The following is a 15,887-nucleotide window of genomic DNA, read 5'->3' on the forward strand; positions in this document are numbered from 1 at the left end:
ATGGCGCTTGAAATTGGCGACGCGACGGCAGCGTCGGGAATGACCAAAGCCATTTACGACCAGCTTAACACGCTGCTGTCGCCGCCGCTGCAAGGCCTGAAGCCTGAGGACCTGCAAAAGGTTCAGGACGGCTGGAAGCAGTTGGCGTTCGCCATTGCCGGCGGCGTCGTCAGCCACATTAAAGCCAACATGGAGATTTTCGGCATTCAATCCTCGGGCACGGCTTCGGTCACGGTTGGCGGCAATCCCGGCAGCGGCACGGTCACCGCCAGTCAAACCGGGGCGACGACCGGCCACGTCAAATGAGGACGAAAGGGCGCGAACGAAGATGGACGCAACCGGCTTTGCCTTCCCATTCCGCATCAACGACCTCGGCCAGGTCGATACCCTGACGGGCAACGACAACCTGCGCGCCAGGGTCTTGCAAGTGCTGCTGACGTCGCCGGGCGAGCGGGTGAGCTTGCCGGAGTTCGGCTGCGGCTTGCGTGATCTGGTCTTCGACCCGAACAACGAGATTCTCGCGGCGACGACCGAATTCACCGTGACCAAGGCTTTGCAGCGATGGCTGGGCGACGAAATCATCGTGCAGCGCGTTGACGTCCTGACGCACGAAGCCGACCCCCGCGTTCCCGAAGCCGAGCTGCAAATCGAAGTCGTCTACGTCCGCCGCGACCGCCTCGAACCGGGCAAGGTGAAGATTGCTTTCTGAAGCTAGGATCAGGAGATCAACCGATGGCGACCATCAATCTCAGAGAAAACCGGCAAGTCATTGATTACCTGGCGCGCGACTACAACAGCTTTCGCCAGGCGCTGATCGATCTGATCCCGGCGAAGCTGCCGGAATGGACAGACCGCTCGGAAGCCGACTTCGGCATCGTCTTGATCGAGTTGTTCGCCTACATGGCCGACATCCTGAGCTATTACCAGGACCGCGTCGCCAACGAAGCCTTTCTCAACACCGCGCAGGAGCGCCGCAGCGTCATCAATCATCTGCGGCTCATCGGCTACGAAATGGCCGCCGCCGCGCCCGCCGCCGCGCGCCTGAGCGTGATCGTCGCCAACAGCGTCAATCAGACAGTCGAAATCCGCCGCGGCGATCAATTCGCGACCAGCAGCAGCAAGGATAGAAAGAGCCTGACCTTCGAATACACCGACGATAAGCCGCTGGTCATTGATCTTTCACAGCTTGTGCCGAACTCGGCGAAAAAACCGGACGGCACGCCGCTGAAGAACTTCAAAGAGGCGACCGCCGTCATCCCCGTGCGCGAAGGCCGCTCGATTGTCAACGAAGTGATCGGGATTTCCGACGGCTCCCCCAACCAGCAATACCGGCTAGCGCAACCGCGGGTGCTGCGCGATTCGATAGAGATCGTCGTCGACACCGCGCCGCCGACGCCGCCCTGGAAGCTGCGCCGGCACTTGATCTTCAGCGGGCGCGCCTTCACGCCCGAACAGCTCGCCGCCCTTGAGCAGCAAGGCCGGATCGGCGCGACGCTCGCCTTCAGCCGCAACGCCGACCCGGATTACACCACCGAGACCGACGAGAACGAAGTCACCCGGATCATCTTCGGGGACGGCCAGTACGGGCAGATTCCGCCGCCGAACGCCCGCCTCATCGCCAACTACCGCGTCGGCGGCGGCGCTATCGGCAACGTCGGCGCCGGGCAGATCACGGTGATTGCTCGTGCCCCGCAATTACAACTGCTCGGCGCCAAGGTGAACAACCCGCTGCCCGCCAGCGGCGGCGACGAGCGCGAATCGATTGACCAGGCGGTCAAGTTTGCCCCGACGGCCTTCACTTCCATGCAGCGCGCCGTCACCGCCAATGATTACGTCGCCCAGGCCAAGCTCTTCCCCGGAGTCTCGAAGGCGCGCGCCGAAGCCGGCAACTGGAACATGGTCAACCTCTACATCGCGCCGACCGGCAAGGGCGAAGAGCCTTCCGACATTTTGCAGCGCGACCTGCTGGCCTACTTCGAAGATAAGCGAATGGTGACCAGTTTGATTCGCATCCTCAGCCCGACCTACGTGCACATCGAGATTGCCGTCGACGTCGTGGCGGTGCCTTATTTCCGCAACGAAGTGGTCAGAGCCGATGCCGAGAAGGCCATTCGCGATCTGCTCGACTTTGAAAAAGTCGATTTCAAACAGACGTTGTACCTGAGCAAGATTTACGAGGCGCTGGAGAATCTCGACGGCGTCGACCACGTCTTCGTCCGCCGCTTCGAGCCTTCGGACGCGGCGCTGGCGCCGACTCACGATGGCTTGATCGAGCTGCGCGAGAACCAGATCGCCGTCCTCGGGCTGGGCGATCTGCAAATCGATGTGCAGGGAGGCGTGTAGTGCAGGTCAGTGACTTCAAAGCCGAACCCAACCCGCGCGGCGGTCAGATAGACCTCTCGTGGACGACGCCTGCCGAAGCCGGCTTCAAGGGCGTGAAGGTGCTGCGGCGCGAATTCACCCTGCCCCTGCTCACCGACATCAACACAGACAAACAGATTCTCGACGATTCGACGACCCCGCGCGGGCAAGTCGGTCGCTTCTCTGACCGCCACCTCAAAGGCGAGACCGTCTATTACTACGCCATCGTCGCTTATGACAATCTGGCGAACCTCTCGCCGCCGGTCTTCGCTTCGGCCATGGCGACCACCGCCTACCAGACGGCGGCTGAGTTATACGACGACCTGCCGGAGCTTTATCGGCGCTACGACACGCTGCTGCCGCCCGCCACCGCTGCCCTCGATGCCGCAGACAAAGACAAGGGGCAGTTGCGCCGGCTGATCGAGATGTTCGGCTTGCAGTTCGATCTGCTGCGCAGCTTCGCGGGTGGCATGCGAGATGCCTCAAGCGTCGAGCGCATCGACGGCGAGCTGCTGCCGCTGCTGGCGAAATGGATCGGCTGGCAGAGCGATTACACGTTGCCGCTCGACAAACAGCGCAACGAGATCAAGTACGCGCCTTACTTTTATAAGACCACGGGCATCGCCGCCAATCTGCGCGCCACGCTCAACCGGCTGACGACCTGGGACGCGCAGGTCAAAGAGTTCGTTCACAACGTCTTTCTTTCTAACGCCGCCGAGCAACTGACGATTTACGAGCGCGAGCGCCGCGGCAATCGGTGGCAGCCGGCGAAACTGGTGTCGCTCGACGTGGCCTACGAGGGCAGGCCAGCCGTGTCGCGCGCCCGCGATGGGCGATCATGGCTTTTTTACCATGCGCGCCAGGCCGTTCCCCTCGCCCATGAGCCCGGAAAACCGGCGCCCACTGAAGACCGCTGGCACCTCTGGTACAAAATCAAGGATCAGGAAGAATGGCTGCCGTCACGGCGGCTGACTTTCGGCGGCGGCGTGAACAAGTATCCGGCGGCGGTCGAAATCACCCCCGGTCACTTCCGTGTGTTCTGGGGCAGCGATGAAAAAGCCGGGTCGAGCGCCTTCCAGCAGTTGCGCCTGCAAGCCTTCGCCGCCGGTCGTCCGGCGCACCCGCCGCGCTTGCATGGGAGCAAGACCGGGCCATTCGCTTTTGCTGATGGCGACCAGCTGATCATCACCATCGACGATGGCGTGACGAGCATTACGAGAACCGTCACGTTTCATCAAGAGCATTTTCAAAACCTCGCCGCCGCCGCCGCCGCCGAAGTCGCGGCGCGGCTCGACGGAGAATTGCCGGGCGTCGCGGTGACGGTCGCCGATGACGGCACGATCACGATCACTGCCGCCGCCGCCGGCAGCGCCTCGACCTTAGCGGTCGGCGCTTCAAGCGTCGCAACGGCGCTGGGATTGTCGGGGACGGCGGCCGGCAGCGACGCGGCCAGCGCGGCGCTCACGGGCACCGCCCAGGAGCCTTTCGCGCTCAAGGATGGCGACAGCCTGGTCATCACGGTTGATGGCGGCGCGACCCAGCTCATCACTTTCAGCCAGGGGGGGGCGGCCAGCTTCAATCTCAGCGCCGCGGAAGTTGCGGCGGCCATCAACGACATTCTGCCGGGCGTCGCCAGCGCCGTCAGTCAGCGGGTCAGGCTGACTTCGCCCACCGCCGGCGAAGCCGCTTCGGTCGCCGTGCAGGTGCTCTCGCCGGCGATCAGAGAGGCCGGTCTGTCGGCCTTCGATGTCGTCAGGTCAACTGCCGCGCCGGCGCTCGGCTTCGGCACGCCGCTGCCGCCTGAGCTTCCACAAGCCGACGATACGGAGCCGGCGGCTTTCAAAGACAACGCCGGTAACCTCTGGCTGTTTTGGAGCTCGCGGCGCAACGGCGATTGGAAGATCTGGTACAACCGATTTGACGGCACAAGCTGGGGGGCTTCCAGACAACTGACGGCCGGGAGCCTGGCCGACCGTGAGCCGGTCGTCGTCTTCGATCCTGCCGACCAGGACCCGGCGAAGGGCAAGATTTGGGTCTTCTGGAGCCGTAAGAAAAGCAACGGGCTTTGGAACATTTTTTACCGCACGACGGCGAACGTCAACTTCAACACGCTCGCAGAGGCCGACTGGCTTGAGCAAGAGCTGACGCCCGTGCTCGCTGACCACGATAAGAAGGAGCCAGCGCCGCTCTTTCTCGGCACCGACGACATCGAATTGTTCTTCAGCTCGAATCAGGCTGACGGCTGGCAGGTCTGGTCGAACCGGCTGACGCCCAACCCGGCGGCTAACGACACGCGGATCACCACCGGCCAGTTTACGCAAAGGGCGCCGGCGGCGCTGCTGACGAAAAACAACGACCCGCTGCTCTTGTATCGCAGCAACGAAAGCCGGACCTATGTCAGCCCGCTCTACCCCGCTGCCAAGACGATTGACGCGCGCTACGCCGGCTCGACGACCGTGGATACGCGCAACGCCGCGAAGATCGGCCTGCGCGACGCGATTGAGGACGTGCAGCGCTACACCTACGACACGCGGAAGCTCGACGACGCCTGGTACGCCCGCGACACGGTCGGCGTTTACCTGATCCCCGACACCGTCGATCAGCAGCTCATCATTCGCAAGCAGAATATGATCGCCAGCGTCTTGAGAAACTTCCTGCCGATTCAGTTGCGCGTGGTGCTCATCATTCGCCAGGTCTTCCCCGAATCCGTTTACACCTATTCACAACCGGAGGCCAAGCCGCAGGGCCTCATCAGCGAGCAGATGGTCGACACGATCCTGGGCGAGGTTCTGGGAAACATCGACGACGCGTTTCGTGATCGCGTCAACTTCCGCTGGGTGCGCACCTGGGATGCGCAACATCCCAACCCCGGCTTGCCGGATTTGGGTGTGCTGCCGCCGGACTTCCCGTTCCGGCTCTTTTTGCGAGGTGTCGAAGAAGGAGAATAGTTTATGGCTGAGCTGACCATCAAAGGAATCTACCGCGATACACTCATAGACGCCGGGGGGCGCTTGCTATCGGATTCGGGCTGGCGCTCGAACCTGATCGTGGTGCGCTGTCGCATGCTGATTGCCGGGTTCATGATGAACGAGAACAAGACGTTCGGCATTCAGCAGATGCAAGTCGGTAAAGGCAGCGCGGTATGGGACACGACGCCGCCGGTCGCCCCGCTGCCGATCACCGAAACCCTGGTTGACGGCAGCCCGTTCACACTCACCCTGGGGCCATCGCTGGTCTTGCAGTATCTCGACGAGAAGGACAACGTGCTCCCCAAAGGCCCGAGCACGCGCATCCAGATTGTCGCCACGCTCGGCCCCGGTCAGCCGCCCCCCGTGAGCGGCACGACTTACCCGCTGCGCGAATTCGGCCTGTTCGGCAAGCTGAACGACCAGCTTGCAATGATCGATTACATCCGCCACCCGGTGATCCAAAAAGACACTTCGGTGACCCTCGAACGCCGTGTGCGATTGATCTTTTGAGAGGCGAAGGCTATGGGCAATTATTCAAAAGACCCGCAAACCGTCTTACAAGAGGCGCTGATAAAGGGCTACAGCCGCGTGCTCTTTCAGCAGGGCAGCCCGGTGCTCGACCGCGAATTGAACCTGGCGAGCGACCTGGCAAGCCCGCAACGGCTGGCCGAGCATTACCTCGGCAATGGCGCGCCCGCCGACAGCGCCAACGCCTTTCGCGTCAGCAACCTTGACGTGGCCAACAATAACTTCACCATCGAAGCCGGGCGCTGCTTGGTCGGCGGCGGCGAAGTCAGGCTCACCGCCAACACCACCTTCAAAGCGCAACCGCACCCGCCCAATCCCGCCGTCCTGCCGGCGGGCGCGAGCAACGTCTACCTGCGAGTTTTCCGCAGCGAAGTCACTGGCGCGCAAGACAGCGACTTGCTCAACGGCGGCGACGTCAAAGCCGAGACCGCCATTCGCGAGAAGCTCGACTGGCAGGTGCTGGTCAGCGCCGCCGCCATCACGACATCTGACCATTTCCTCCTGGCGGTCATCGATACGGGCGCCAACAAAGTCACCGACCAGCGGTTGACCGGGCTGACCGTGGCTGCGATCCGCAATGAAATCAACCTGGCGCGTGGCAGTGCCGCCAGCCTCGACGCCCGGCTCGCCGCCAGTCTCGCAAGCGATGGCACGCTGAAAGCCGGCGCCGCCGGTAATCAACAGCTCGCCGACAAGGCCGTCACCCAGCAGAAAGTCGCTGACAATTCGATAGCGATTACGCAACTCAAGAAGTCGGCGATTTCCGCCCCCATCTTTTCCGTCGGCCCGCTGGCCGAGACCGACTTCATTTTAACCAACAGCATCCTCGGCAAACAGCATGGGCACCTCCTGCTCAGCGCCCTGGTGGTCGGCACTTCGCAGGGGCCGAATGCGACGGCGAGCATTTCCTATAGCGCCTTCTACCAACAGGTGAACGTCGCCAACATCGTCTCCTCGCGGCGCGGCATCACGATCAAGAATAAATCGAATCTGACCGTGAGCGTGGCGGTGCAGTTCTTCGAGCTGCTCGCCAGTTGAGGATCACATCATGCGAATGCTCATTCACTTCGACAAGCAAGGCCAGATCATTTCCGTGGCGCAGGTCGAGAGTTTAGACGAAGGCTTGGAACACCCCTTCGTCCTGGATGCGAAGGGCGAAGGCGTGCTGGAGCTGGGGGCGGATAATCCCCTCGCCGACCTGCCCGGTCACGACATCTTTGATGGCTATGTCGTTGACATCAAGCGGAAGAAACTGGTCAAGAAGCCGCAGCGCGACGCTTGATGAGAGGGAATGAAACCCACTCATTCAAGCGCGCTTGAGGGAGAGCGTTATGGGCAATTACTCAAGAGATCCTAAAGTTCGGTTGGCTGATTCGAGGGCCAAACACTACGTCAGCGTTCGCCAGCAACAAGGGGTGCCCATCGTCGATGCGGACGTCAACGAGACGGAGGATTTGCGGCGGCTGGAATTTGAAGACTTGAACCGCGTCGTGACCGGCGACGGCGTGCCGCTCGGCAACGATGGCTTTCGCATCCTGGCCATCGAGGGCGGCGGCGTCGGTACCATCGTGCTGCGCTCGAAGAAGACTGCCGTCGGCCAATCGTCAGTGAAGATCAACCTCGCAAGCTCATCGGCGGCGGCGGCATTGGGGTTTACTGCCAGCAACGCGCTGGCGACCCGGTTCGGCTCGTCGCCGGCGCAGCTGACCGGCAACAAAGCGCAGCCTTTCCAACTGGCCAATGGCCAGACGCTGGTCGTCGAGGCAGATGGTCAACCGTCGCAGACTGTGACCTTCACCGCGGCGGGCTTCGCCAACATGGCGGCGGCAACCGCCGCCGAAGTCGTCGCCGCCATCAATGCCGCCATCAGCAACGTCGCCGCCTCGCCCGGCACCGGCAATGATTTCATCATCAGGGGCGGGGATGGCACGGCGGAGAATGCGGGCCGGATTCTCGTCGGCGGCCAGATGGTGCTCAACAACGCCGACCTCAAATATAGTGAACAGCCGCTGTTTAAAAACACCGAGCTGGCCTCGCGCTGGGGGGTCGGCGTGGTGCCGGCATTAGCCACGCCGTCGGCTACCGAGCCCTACACTGTGTTTCTCGACGTCTGGCATCGCGAGGTGGATAGCAATGAAGACCGCGAGCTGATAGACAATCGCATCGGCGTCGAGACCGCCATCCGCGTGCGTCGCGAATGGGCCGTGCGGGTCGCCAAGACCGTAGACTTTCCCGGCCTCGTCGCGAACAGACCAGCGGGGCACGCTTTCTACGCGCTCGCCGTGCTGAGTCGCGTGACCAACGTCGCCAGCCTGGAGGCGCAGCGGATCAGCGACGAGCGCGACATCGACCTGGCGCTGCGCCGAGAAGTGATCTTCCGGGCGCTGGACGGCGCGGTTCTCGTCAACTCGGCGCAGCTTCTGACCCGCTTCATCGAGACCCGCGACAGCGTCCGCGACTTCATTCAGTTCCTGACGATCAAATTCGTGCAGCCCGGCCTGTCCTACCTGGCGGGCGAGGTCATCGGCATTCAATCGCTCAGCGCCATTGCGACGCTTGCCGATTACGGCACCGCCCTCATGAATACCAAGTCGCTCGACAGCAAAGGGGCGCTGGCGCTTTTCGGGCAGTTGCTGGAAGCCGAGAACCGCTTCGTCAGCGTTTGGGAAACGGCGGTTCTGCCGCTGGTGAAGGCTGGCGGCCAGGTCTATTCGTCGGCTTACAAAGACGTCATCGCCAGAATAAAGACTTTCCTGGTCGGGCCGGCGCCAATCGGCTTTATCTCGTTGACCAGCGCCTTGCAGCAAAAGAACCTGTTTGAAGCCGTCCGCACGCAGGGCCAAATCAACGCGTCATTCAGCAGCGAAATCAATCGGCCCATCGGCACGCTGCTGCTGACTTATCTCGGCTCGGCGACGCCGACAATTCTCAAGAATCAACCCTTTGACTTACGCTATAAAGTCACCGGCAGCGTGTCGCCGAGGGATGATCTTGATGTCGAAGTCTTCACCGTCCCGACCTGGCAAAGCACCGTCAAGAACTCGGATGGAACGATCCCCTTCACCGCGCAATTCGGGCCGGGCAATGATAGCCGCGAGCTGATCGTCACGCTCCTGCCGCCCAATCTGGATAACGCCGCCTCGCAAATCAATTTGCGCGTCAGCGCCAGGCACAACAATAGCGGGCTGACGCACTCGTCGACGCCAAAAGCTCTGGCGGTCGGCAGTCCGCCGCCGCTTTCCGAGCAGGATTTTGCGATCAACGTGGCGACGGCGAACGTCAACCTGGTCGGCAATGCCTTCCAGGTGCCGATCAGCCTCGCCTCTGCCGACATCAAGTTCCGGGTCTTCAACAACACGAATGCCCCGGTGCCGGTGACGCTGGATTTCAACCCCAAGAACTCGCCGCCCTGGAACATCGTCAAGGATATTTTCCCTCTCGACGGCAGTATCGGGGCGCTCGGTCATCGCGATTGTCTTTTCCAGTTCGGGCCGCCGAACACGGTGGGGCAATCGTTGACCTTCACGTTTCTCGCCAAGCATGCGACAACCAGCCAGTTGTTAGGCCAGGTACAAATCACGCTGGTCACCGTCAGCGGATGACGCGCCGACAGCAAGCCATCTCATAGACGTAGAGATGCCCATCTCGAAAAGGAGAATCACCATGTCCACCGCAAACCAAGGGTCACGAACCTTCGTCGGTCGCGCTCGTCTGCTCGCCTCCGCAGTCGCTCTGCTCCTGGTCATTTTCATGCTCGGCGAGCCGGCGCGCGCCCAGAGCAAAGTGTGCGTCAGGACGGTCCTCAACAACCTGGCGCTCAACGGCATCGTCGCCAACTCGACGGCTGGCGGCGGCGGCTGTGCGCCGGGGCCGGTCTGGCCAAATATTGCGCCAGTCGAATACCAGCCGGGCGGCGGCTCGCCAAACGCCTACCTTTATACGGCTTATAACCCCGGCACGCATCACCTGTTTATCGGCGTTGATCTCAAGGGCGACACCGATCTCTCCGATCAAGATATTTTATTCGTGATTTTTGACGCCAACAATAACAAGGTCTTCGACGCGGGTGATTTCTTCATCAAGGTGACGGTGTGGAATAAGCCGCCCATTGCCACCGGCAACACCGGCGGAGAGCCGGGCGCGGCCTGCAACCGACCGACCGTCCAGGACCCTGTGTTGCCGGTCGAAGTCGGGCAATTCATGATGGGCAGCGGCTGGCAAATCGTCGGCGACTCTGCCGTCGCCGCCGCGGTGAAGACCAAGATGGCCTATGATTACGAGACCGCGGTTGATGCCGAACATGACATCTGGAATGTCGAAATAGATATGCCGGTCGGGCAGGTGATTAACGGAACCACTTATTTCAATCTGCAAACGGCGGCGCCTTTCTTCGGCATCGGCTCATACGTCTTTATGGACACGGGCCACCACGATGGCGTGGCGAACCCGCAGACCGGCACCGTCTTGAAGTGGCCGTCCAGCATGGTCGACCGCACCATCACTCAGCAAAACCTCTTCGGCATTCCGGCGACGACCGCCGATCAGTTGGGCGAAGCCAGCCTCACACAGACCTGCTTTGATGTGAACTGGTCGGCGGCCAACCCCTGGGTGATCAATGGGGCAGTCGCCGCTGAGCACGACAGTCGCATCAACCGGAACGGCGATAATATATTTCGCGTCACGCTCTATTATGCCGGCCCCGCCGGCGCCGTCGGCACTCTGCCGAACCCTGGCACCGTGCGGCTTGCATTGACGCCCTATCGCGCTTCGGGAGCTGGCACGGCCTGGTCGAAGACGCAAGCAGTTAACCTCTCGGACTACAATAAGACATATACCTTCGAGTTCCACTTTGATTTTAGTAGTCCCGATCCCAGCTTCGGCAGCGCCGCCAATGTCAACTTCGTCTGCGCTTCGACGACGCTCGAAGGCTTCGCACATGACGACGACAAGACGAACGATCTCTTGTACGTTAACCATAACAACTTCACGACCTCGGACTATGCCAGTGACTTCTTCGTTTTTGGCGACGCCGTGCCGAACCTGAAACCCGGCGAGAGCACCACCGTGCTGTTGCGCCTGGAGTCTGCCAATGATCCGGCTGGCGACACCAAACCGACTGCCGCCAATCGCACGTCGCCGACCGTCATCGCCATGCTCGGCAGCGCCGCGGCGCGCAGGATTGCGCTTGGCCTGTTCGCCTTCACCCTGATCGGGCTGACGCTATTGCCCAAACTGCGGGCGAAGCCGAGGCTGAAGCGATTCGCCGGCGCGCTCACCCTGCTGTTGATATTGCCGGTCGCTTTTAGCGTCGCCTGTAACGCATGTAAGAGGAAACCGCCGCCGCCGCCGCCAATCGGCACCAGCCGGTGGCAGATCAAGAACGCCGACGATCTCGGCATTAAACCTGTAGAAGGCGAGCCCGGCCTGTATGAAATGCCTATCCGTTACGGCGAGGCCAAGCGCGTCCAGCTAGATTTTCAGGGCGTGCAACTGCCTTACACAACCGAGCAGCACAGCTTCAATCCGGTAGGGCCGAGCGGCGCAAACAACATCCTGCCGGTGGCGGTCAAGCCGGGCCAGGTCGTCTCGGTGCTGGCATTCGGCGCGGTTGATCTGGACGGGCCTGACGGGCCGCTTGCGCCCACTTCGGCCACCGGCATGATCGTGCCCGCAACCGCGACCCCGGCACAGTCGCCTTATGTGCTGCGCGCGGGATATTACTCGCCCAACGAATACGCCGGCGCGTTGATCGGCTCGTTTGATAACTTTGAAACGAGCTTCGTGGTTGGCCGCGCGGCGTCAATCCGGGTGCCCGACAATGCCAGCACGTTGAGCCTGTCGGTGAATGGCCGGCGCGGCGAGTTCGCCAGGATGAGCGGCGCCTTGGACATTTACACGATCTTCACGACGGCGCCTAGCAACCCGACGCACACGGCCATTCAGGGCGACGCGACGTTTCACATCCCACCGCACTATGAGCTTTGGGATGTGCTGACGTCGCTGAACGTCTACACCTATTACGTGACGACCGACACCGATGGCAATGGCCGCGTGCGCAGCCAGACGAGAAATATCTGGGGTTCTGCGCACATGACGATCTTTGATTCGCATGTCGGCGGAACGCGCTAATCGCGGGTCAAAGGTTTGGCGAGCGGAGAAATCGTGCCCAGACATGGAAGGCGGAGGATATGGAGCATCAAGCAGCCGCCGCGACTAAAACCACGGACGCCTCGCAAGCCGAGCCGGCGGTGGCGCCGCCGGCTGCGGCTTGCGAGGCCGAGCACCCGCTCCTGCACCTGCACGGGCGGTTCGGCAACCGCGCGACGGGTCGCTTGCTGCAAGCCAAGCTCAAGCTGCAAGCCAAGCTCAAGGTGAGCCAGCCCGGCGACGCCTTCGAGCAAGAGGCCGACCATGTCGCCGATCACGTCATGCGTATGCCTGAGCCTGGCATCCAGCGCGCCTGCGCCGCCTGCGCATCAGGAGATGCGGCCTGCCCGACGTGCGATGACGAGAGGCCGGGGCTTGTGCAACGCCAGGCCGATGCGGTCGCGGAGATGGGAGCAACGGGCGGCGTCAATGAGCCGGTTGATGGGCCGCGGCTTGGCGCTGGGCAAGCGCTCGATGCGGCGACACGCGGCTTCTTCGAGCCGCGCTTCGGCTACGACTTCAGCCATGTGCGGGTGCACACGGATGCGGCGGCCAATGCCTCGGCCAGCGGCGTCAATGCGCTGGCCTACACCCTGGGGCGCGACGTGGTGTTCGGGGCCGGGCAGTACGCGCCGGAGACCGCGGCGGGGCGCAGGCTGCTCGCCCATGAGTTGACCCATGTGGTGCAGCAGAGCCGTCCAGGCCACGAGCCACAAGGGCAGATGCAGCCTCGCTTCACCCATGTTCCGGAATCGTTGATGCAACGCCAGCCTAATGTCCCGAGGCGCGTCGAGGCAACGATTGAGGTGCGCTGGATAGATGAAGATGTGGAGTTCTATCACCGGATGATCCATGCCATTGCCGCAAGCCCGAACTATCGCGGCGTACGCGAGGACAGCCTCTGGCAACCCTTCCACGATCCAATTTTCAGCCTTTACCGCCGCCTCGGCTTACAAAGGCCAGCCCTGAAAAAGAACCAGTCGGTGAAGCTACGGGCATCGGCCTGGTTCGACCCCACCGTTTTTCATGGCCAGGTCACGAACGCCGAGGTGTCGACTGAACAGGAGGCGCAACTGCGGGCAACGACGATCACCGGCGTCCTGACCCCGCAAGACAACTTTTCAGGGCGAAGTACCACGAGAGTAGGAGTGGCCGAGGTGGTTGACCTGTCCTTCACGGCAAGCCCGGCGGTGACCGCGGCTTCGCTTGGCGGCCTCAAGTGGTTTCGAGCCTCGGGCAATGGAACACTAACCGGCGGCGATGACGGGCGGGGCACATTCACGGCTGATGCGGCTCCGGGCAGCGTAGGGCTTGAATTGCGGGTAGTCACCGGCCTGTCGGCTGGAACGGTTGTGGCGACCAATAACTTGAAGGTTGTCGCGCCGGACGATGCCCTCATGCAGAAAGACTCCAGAGCCGTTAAGCATACCCATAACACCTGGTCTGTGGGATTCTGCGGGGAATCCTTCCTGCGACCTAAGGACGTTTCCTTTAGCCGCATCGAGTTTCGGGAAGGCTCGACAAACGCCACCGCAAGCGGCTATCTGGCTAGCGCGAATAACAAGGTTCACCCCGAGGGTGGCTGGGACGGCGTCGGCAGGGGCAACAGCACCACAGGATGCAAATTAGTTTCAATCGATAGTGTGTATTCAGGCGACCGCAATCCTCCCTATTCGGTAGGCGACTTCCTTTGGGTGATTCCCTGGCAGTATCGTGTTGGCACCGGCGCGGCTGTCACTTTTACTCATGCGAGCCAGCATCACGCAGCCGATGCCGCCGGAACCGCCACGATTGAGAAAAAGGGCGCCGGGCCGTTCTCGAAAACCCCCGGCGAGGGAACCGTCGACTATGATTGTTATTAGATATATCAAATCGGACGGAGCATTTGATCGCCAGCGGCAAGAATGTCATGAAAGCGAGGGACGCTTATTGCAGCGGACGAAAGAGAAATAACGTACAGGAAAAAGTAGCGGAATCAATTGGGCATCCGAGCGAGAAAAACCATGTGCTAGAATAGTGTCAGTCACATATCGCCGCGCATAGTTTTTTGAGAGTCCTGCAAACGCCTGGCGACCGACCAGAAGTTGTCGGGGGAGTTTCTGATTATGGAACGTCAACAAGTGACCACTTCTACTCAGCGCGATCATCACAGCGAAATGCATCAGCCGGCCAAGCCCGCCGTGCCTGTTCCAGCTTCCGTCCATCCGCTCTCGCACTTGCACCAGCAATTTGGCAACCGGACGGTCGCTCGCCTGTTGCAAGCCAAGCTCAAGGTGAGCCAGCCCGGCGATGCCTTTGAGCAAGAGGCCGATCAGGTCGCCGATCACGTCATGCGTATGCCCGACCCTGTGGCTGGGTCGCGCACGCCGCTCGCTTCGACGGCGCAGGCGACGGGCATACAGCGAATGTGCGAAGCGTGTGAAGATCAACGGCACGAGTCGCCCGACGAGCAGAAAGCGACAGGGATGGTGCAGGCCAAAGCCGAAGCCGGCGCCAGCCCTCAGGGTGAGGCCGGGGTGGAGGCTGCGATGAGCGGCCTGGGCGGCGGTGCGCCGCTGTCGCCGACGGTGCGGCAGTTCTTCGAGCCGCGCTTCGGCCATGACTTCAGCCAGGTGCGAGTGCACACGGACGCAGAGGCGTCGGCGTCGGCGCGGTCTGTGAATGCGCTGGCCTACACGGTGGGGCGTGACGTGGTGTTCGGGGCCGGGCAGTACGCGCCGGAGACCGCCGCGGGGCAGCATCTGTTGGCGCACGAACTGGCCCATGTCGTGCAGCAGGGGCGCACCGAGCCACAGATTCAGCGCCTGACCATCACCCAACATGCCCTCACAAAGGGGACTTGCGATGAACGCAATATCGAATGGATTTTCAGCCTGGACAAGCCGGCTCCGGACGACGGTTACATCGTGCAAAAGGTCGAGAGAAACGAGATGGAGAATAGGTGCCCTACTGTGAACTATGGTCCACCAGGCCCGCTGCCTACGTTCTGGGAGGCCTGGTTCGTTAAGAAAGGCGACAAGCTCGATTGGCTAGCCAGTACGATGGCGTTTACGGATAGTAGTGTACACGCAGCGCGGCCTAACACGAATGGCTCGTATATCGTCGTCGGCACAGTCAAGTTCTTCACCAAGTCAACTACAGGTGACCTGGGTCGTGACAACATAGCTCCTGCCGACCCGAAGAGTGCCTGGGGGCCGGGTAAGGTGCCGATCTCTGGGGCGCTTCCTTCGACGCCTACCGAGCCGTCCTGGTGGAGCAGCGCTCCCGTAGAAGGGCCCAAGGAACGCGGGGTCTGGTCTTCTTGGAACTGCTGTGATGCCGATAGCAAGAAACATTACTACGAGCTCAAATCCAAGCCGTGATCGTCTACAAGGAGTGAGAGCAGATATCATGGCCGATCCTGCAACCGTCCAAAAATTACTGAGCGCACTGCGCGGACTCGCGCCGTGGGGCAGCACTTCGGATTTCTCCGAAGCGGACTGGCAACGCTACATGGACGCGGCGCGATTGGTGCAGCAGTCAGCCCCCGCAGACGTTGAACAGGCGCTGGCGCACCTTCTGGATGAGACGAATGGTTTCACCGGCGTCAACAACGAGAGACGACTGTTCCTGCTCACGCGGGTGGTGTTCGACCTGCCTGATCGCATGCCCGCCGACCAGCGACGGGTGTTCAAGGGCTGGGTCAACTGGCCCGCGCCGGATGCCGAGGGCAACGTCAATCTTTCCTGGCCGCTAGATTGGCAGGACGAGCGACCTGTCCTCCTCGCCCCCTACGAGGGATCAGAAGGCCCGCGTTACGGCGCTATCGAGGAGTACCGTTATCTGCTTAACCATTTCCCCTTTCGCACGCTGCGGACGGCGAATGGACTTTAGCCAAACAAG

12 protein-coding genes are annotated in these 15,887 nt (G+C 61.7%); all 12 read left to right on the forward strand.

What is annotated here, in order from left to right; all coding sequences use genetic code 11:
* The 12 genes from VJ464_12045 to VJ464_12100 all read left to right on the forward strand — a co-directional run bounded on the left by VJ464_12045 (window position 1) and on the right by VJ464_12100 (window position 15,878).
* Window positions 1-306 (forward strand): hypothetical protein, encoded by a 306-nt coding sequence (locus VJ464_12045; protein HKQ05857.1) that lies wholly within the window; start codon window positions 1-3, stop codon window positions 304-306.
* A gap of 22 nt (window positions 307-328) precedes the next feature.
* Entirely contained in the window at window positions 329-709 is a 381-nt protein-coding gene (locus VJ464_12050; GenBank protein ID HKQ05858.1) for a GPW/gp25 family protein, read from the forward strand.
* A gap of 23 nt (window positions 710-732) precedes the next feature.
* The gene (locus VJ464_12055; GenBank protein ID HKQ05859.1) at window positions 733-2,343 is read left to right on the forward strand and encodes a baseplate J/gp47 family protein; all 1,611 of its coding nucleotides are present in this window, start codon (window positions 733-735) and stop codon (window positions 2,341-2,343) included.
* Window positions 2,343-5,309, forward strand: coding sequence for a hypothetical protein (locus tag VJ464_12060; GenBank protein HKQ05860.1), 2,967 nt, complete (start codon window positions 2,343-2,345; stop codon window positions 5,307-5,309). The genes VJ464_12055 and VJ464_12060 overlap by 1 nt, the downstream gene beginning before the upstream one ends.
* A gap of 3 nt (window positions 5,310-5,312) precedes the next feature.
* Window positions 5,313-5,840: a hypothetical protein gene (locus VJ464_12065; protein HKQ05861.1), complete on the forward strand. Its 528-nt coding sequence runs from the start codon at window positions 5,313-5,315 to the stop codon at window positions 5,838-5,840.
* A gap of 12 nt (window positions 5,841-5,852) precedes the next feature.
* Window positions 5,853-6,896 (forward strand): hypothetical protein, encoded by a 1,044-nt coding sequence (locus VJ464_12070; GenBank protein HKQ05862.1) that lies wholly within the window; start codon window positions 5,853-5,855, stop codon window positions 6,894-6,896.
* A gap of 10 nt (window positions 6,897-6,906) precedes the next feature.
* Window positions 6,907-7,140 (forward strand): hypothetical protein, encoded by a 234-nt coding sequence (locus VJ464_12075; protein ID HKQ05863.1) that lies wholly within the window; start codon window positions 6,907-6,909, stop codon window positions 7,138-7,140.
* An 82-nt stretch (window positions 7,141-7,222) separates the two neighbouring features.
* Window positions 7,223-9,460 carry a hypothetical protein gene (locus VJ464_12080; protein HKQ05864.1) on the forward strand — a complete coding sequence of 746 codons (2,238 nt, stop codon included), beginning with the start codon at window positions 7,223-7,225 and terminating at the stop codon, window positions 9,458-9,460.
* A 61-nt stretch (window positions 9,461-9,521) separates the two neighbouring features.
* Entirely contained in the window at window positions 9,522-11,987 is a 2,466-nt protein-coding gene (locus tag VJ464_12085; protein ID HKQ05865.1) for a hypothetical protein, read from the forward strand.
* A gap of 59 nt (window positions 11,988-12,046) precedes the next feature.
* Window positions 12,047-13,867: a DUF4157 domain-containing protein gene (locus tag VJ464_12090; GenBank protein HKQ05866.1), complete on the forward strand. Its 1,821-nt coding sequence runs from the start codon at window positions 12,047-12,049 to the stop codon at window positions 13,865-13,867.
* 243 nt (window positions 13,868-14,110) lie between these two features.
* Window positions 14,111-15,367 carry a DUF4157 domain-containing protein gene (locus VJ464_12095; protein HKQ05867.1) on the forward strand — a complete coding sequence of 419 codons (1,257 nt, stop codon included), beginning with the start codon at window positions 14,111-14,113 and terminating at the stop codon, window positions 15,365-15,367.
* A gap of 28 nt (window positions 15,368-15,395) precedes the next feature.
* The gene (locus VJ464_12100) at window positions 15,396-15,878 is read left to right on the forward strand and encodes a hypothetical protein (GenBank protein ID HKQ05868.1); all 483 of its coding nucleotides are present in this window, start codon (window positions 15,396-15,398) and stop codon (window positions 15,876-15,878) included.
* Window positions 15,879-15,887: the final 9 nt, after the last annotated feature.

The sequence above is a fragment of the Blastocatellia bacterium genome (assembly GCA_035275065.1).
In the GTDB taxonomy this organism is placed as follows: domain Bacteria; phylum Acidobacteriota; class Blastocatellia; order UBA7656; family UBA7656; genus DATENM01.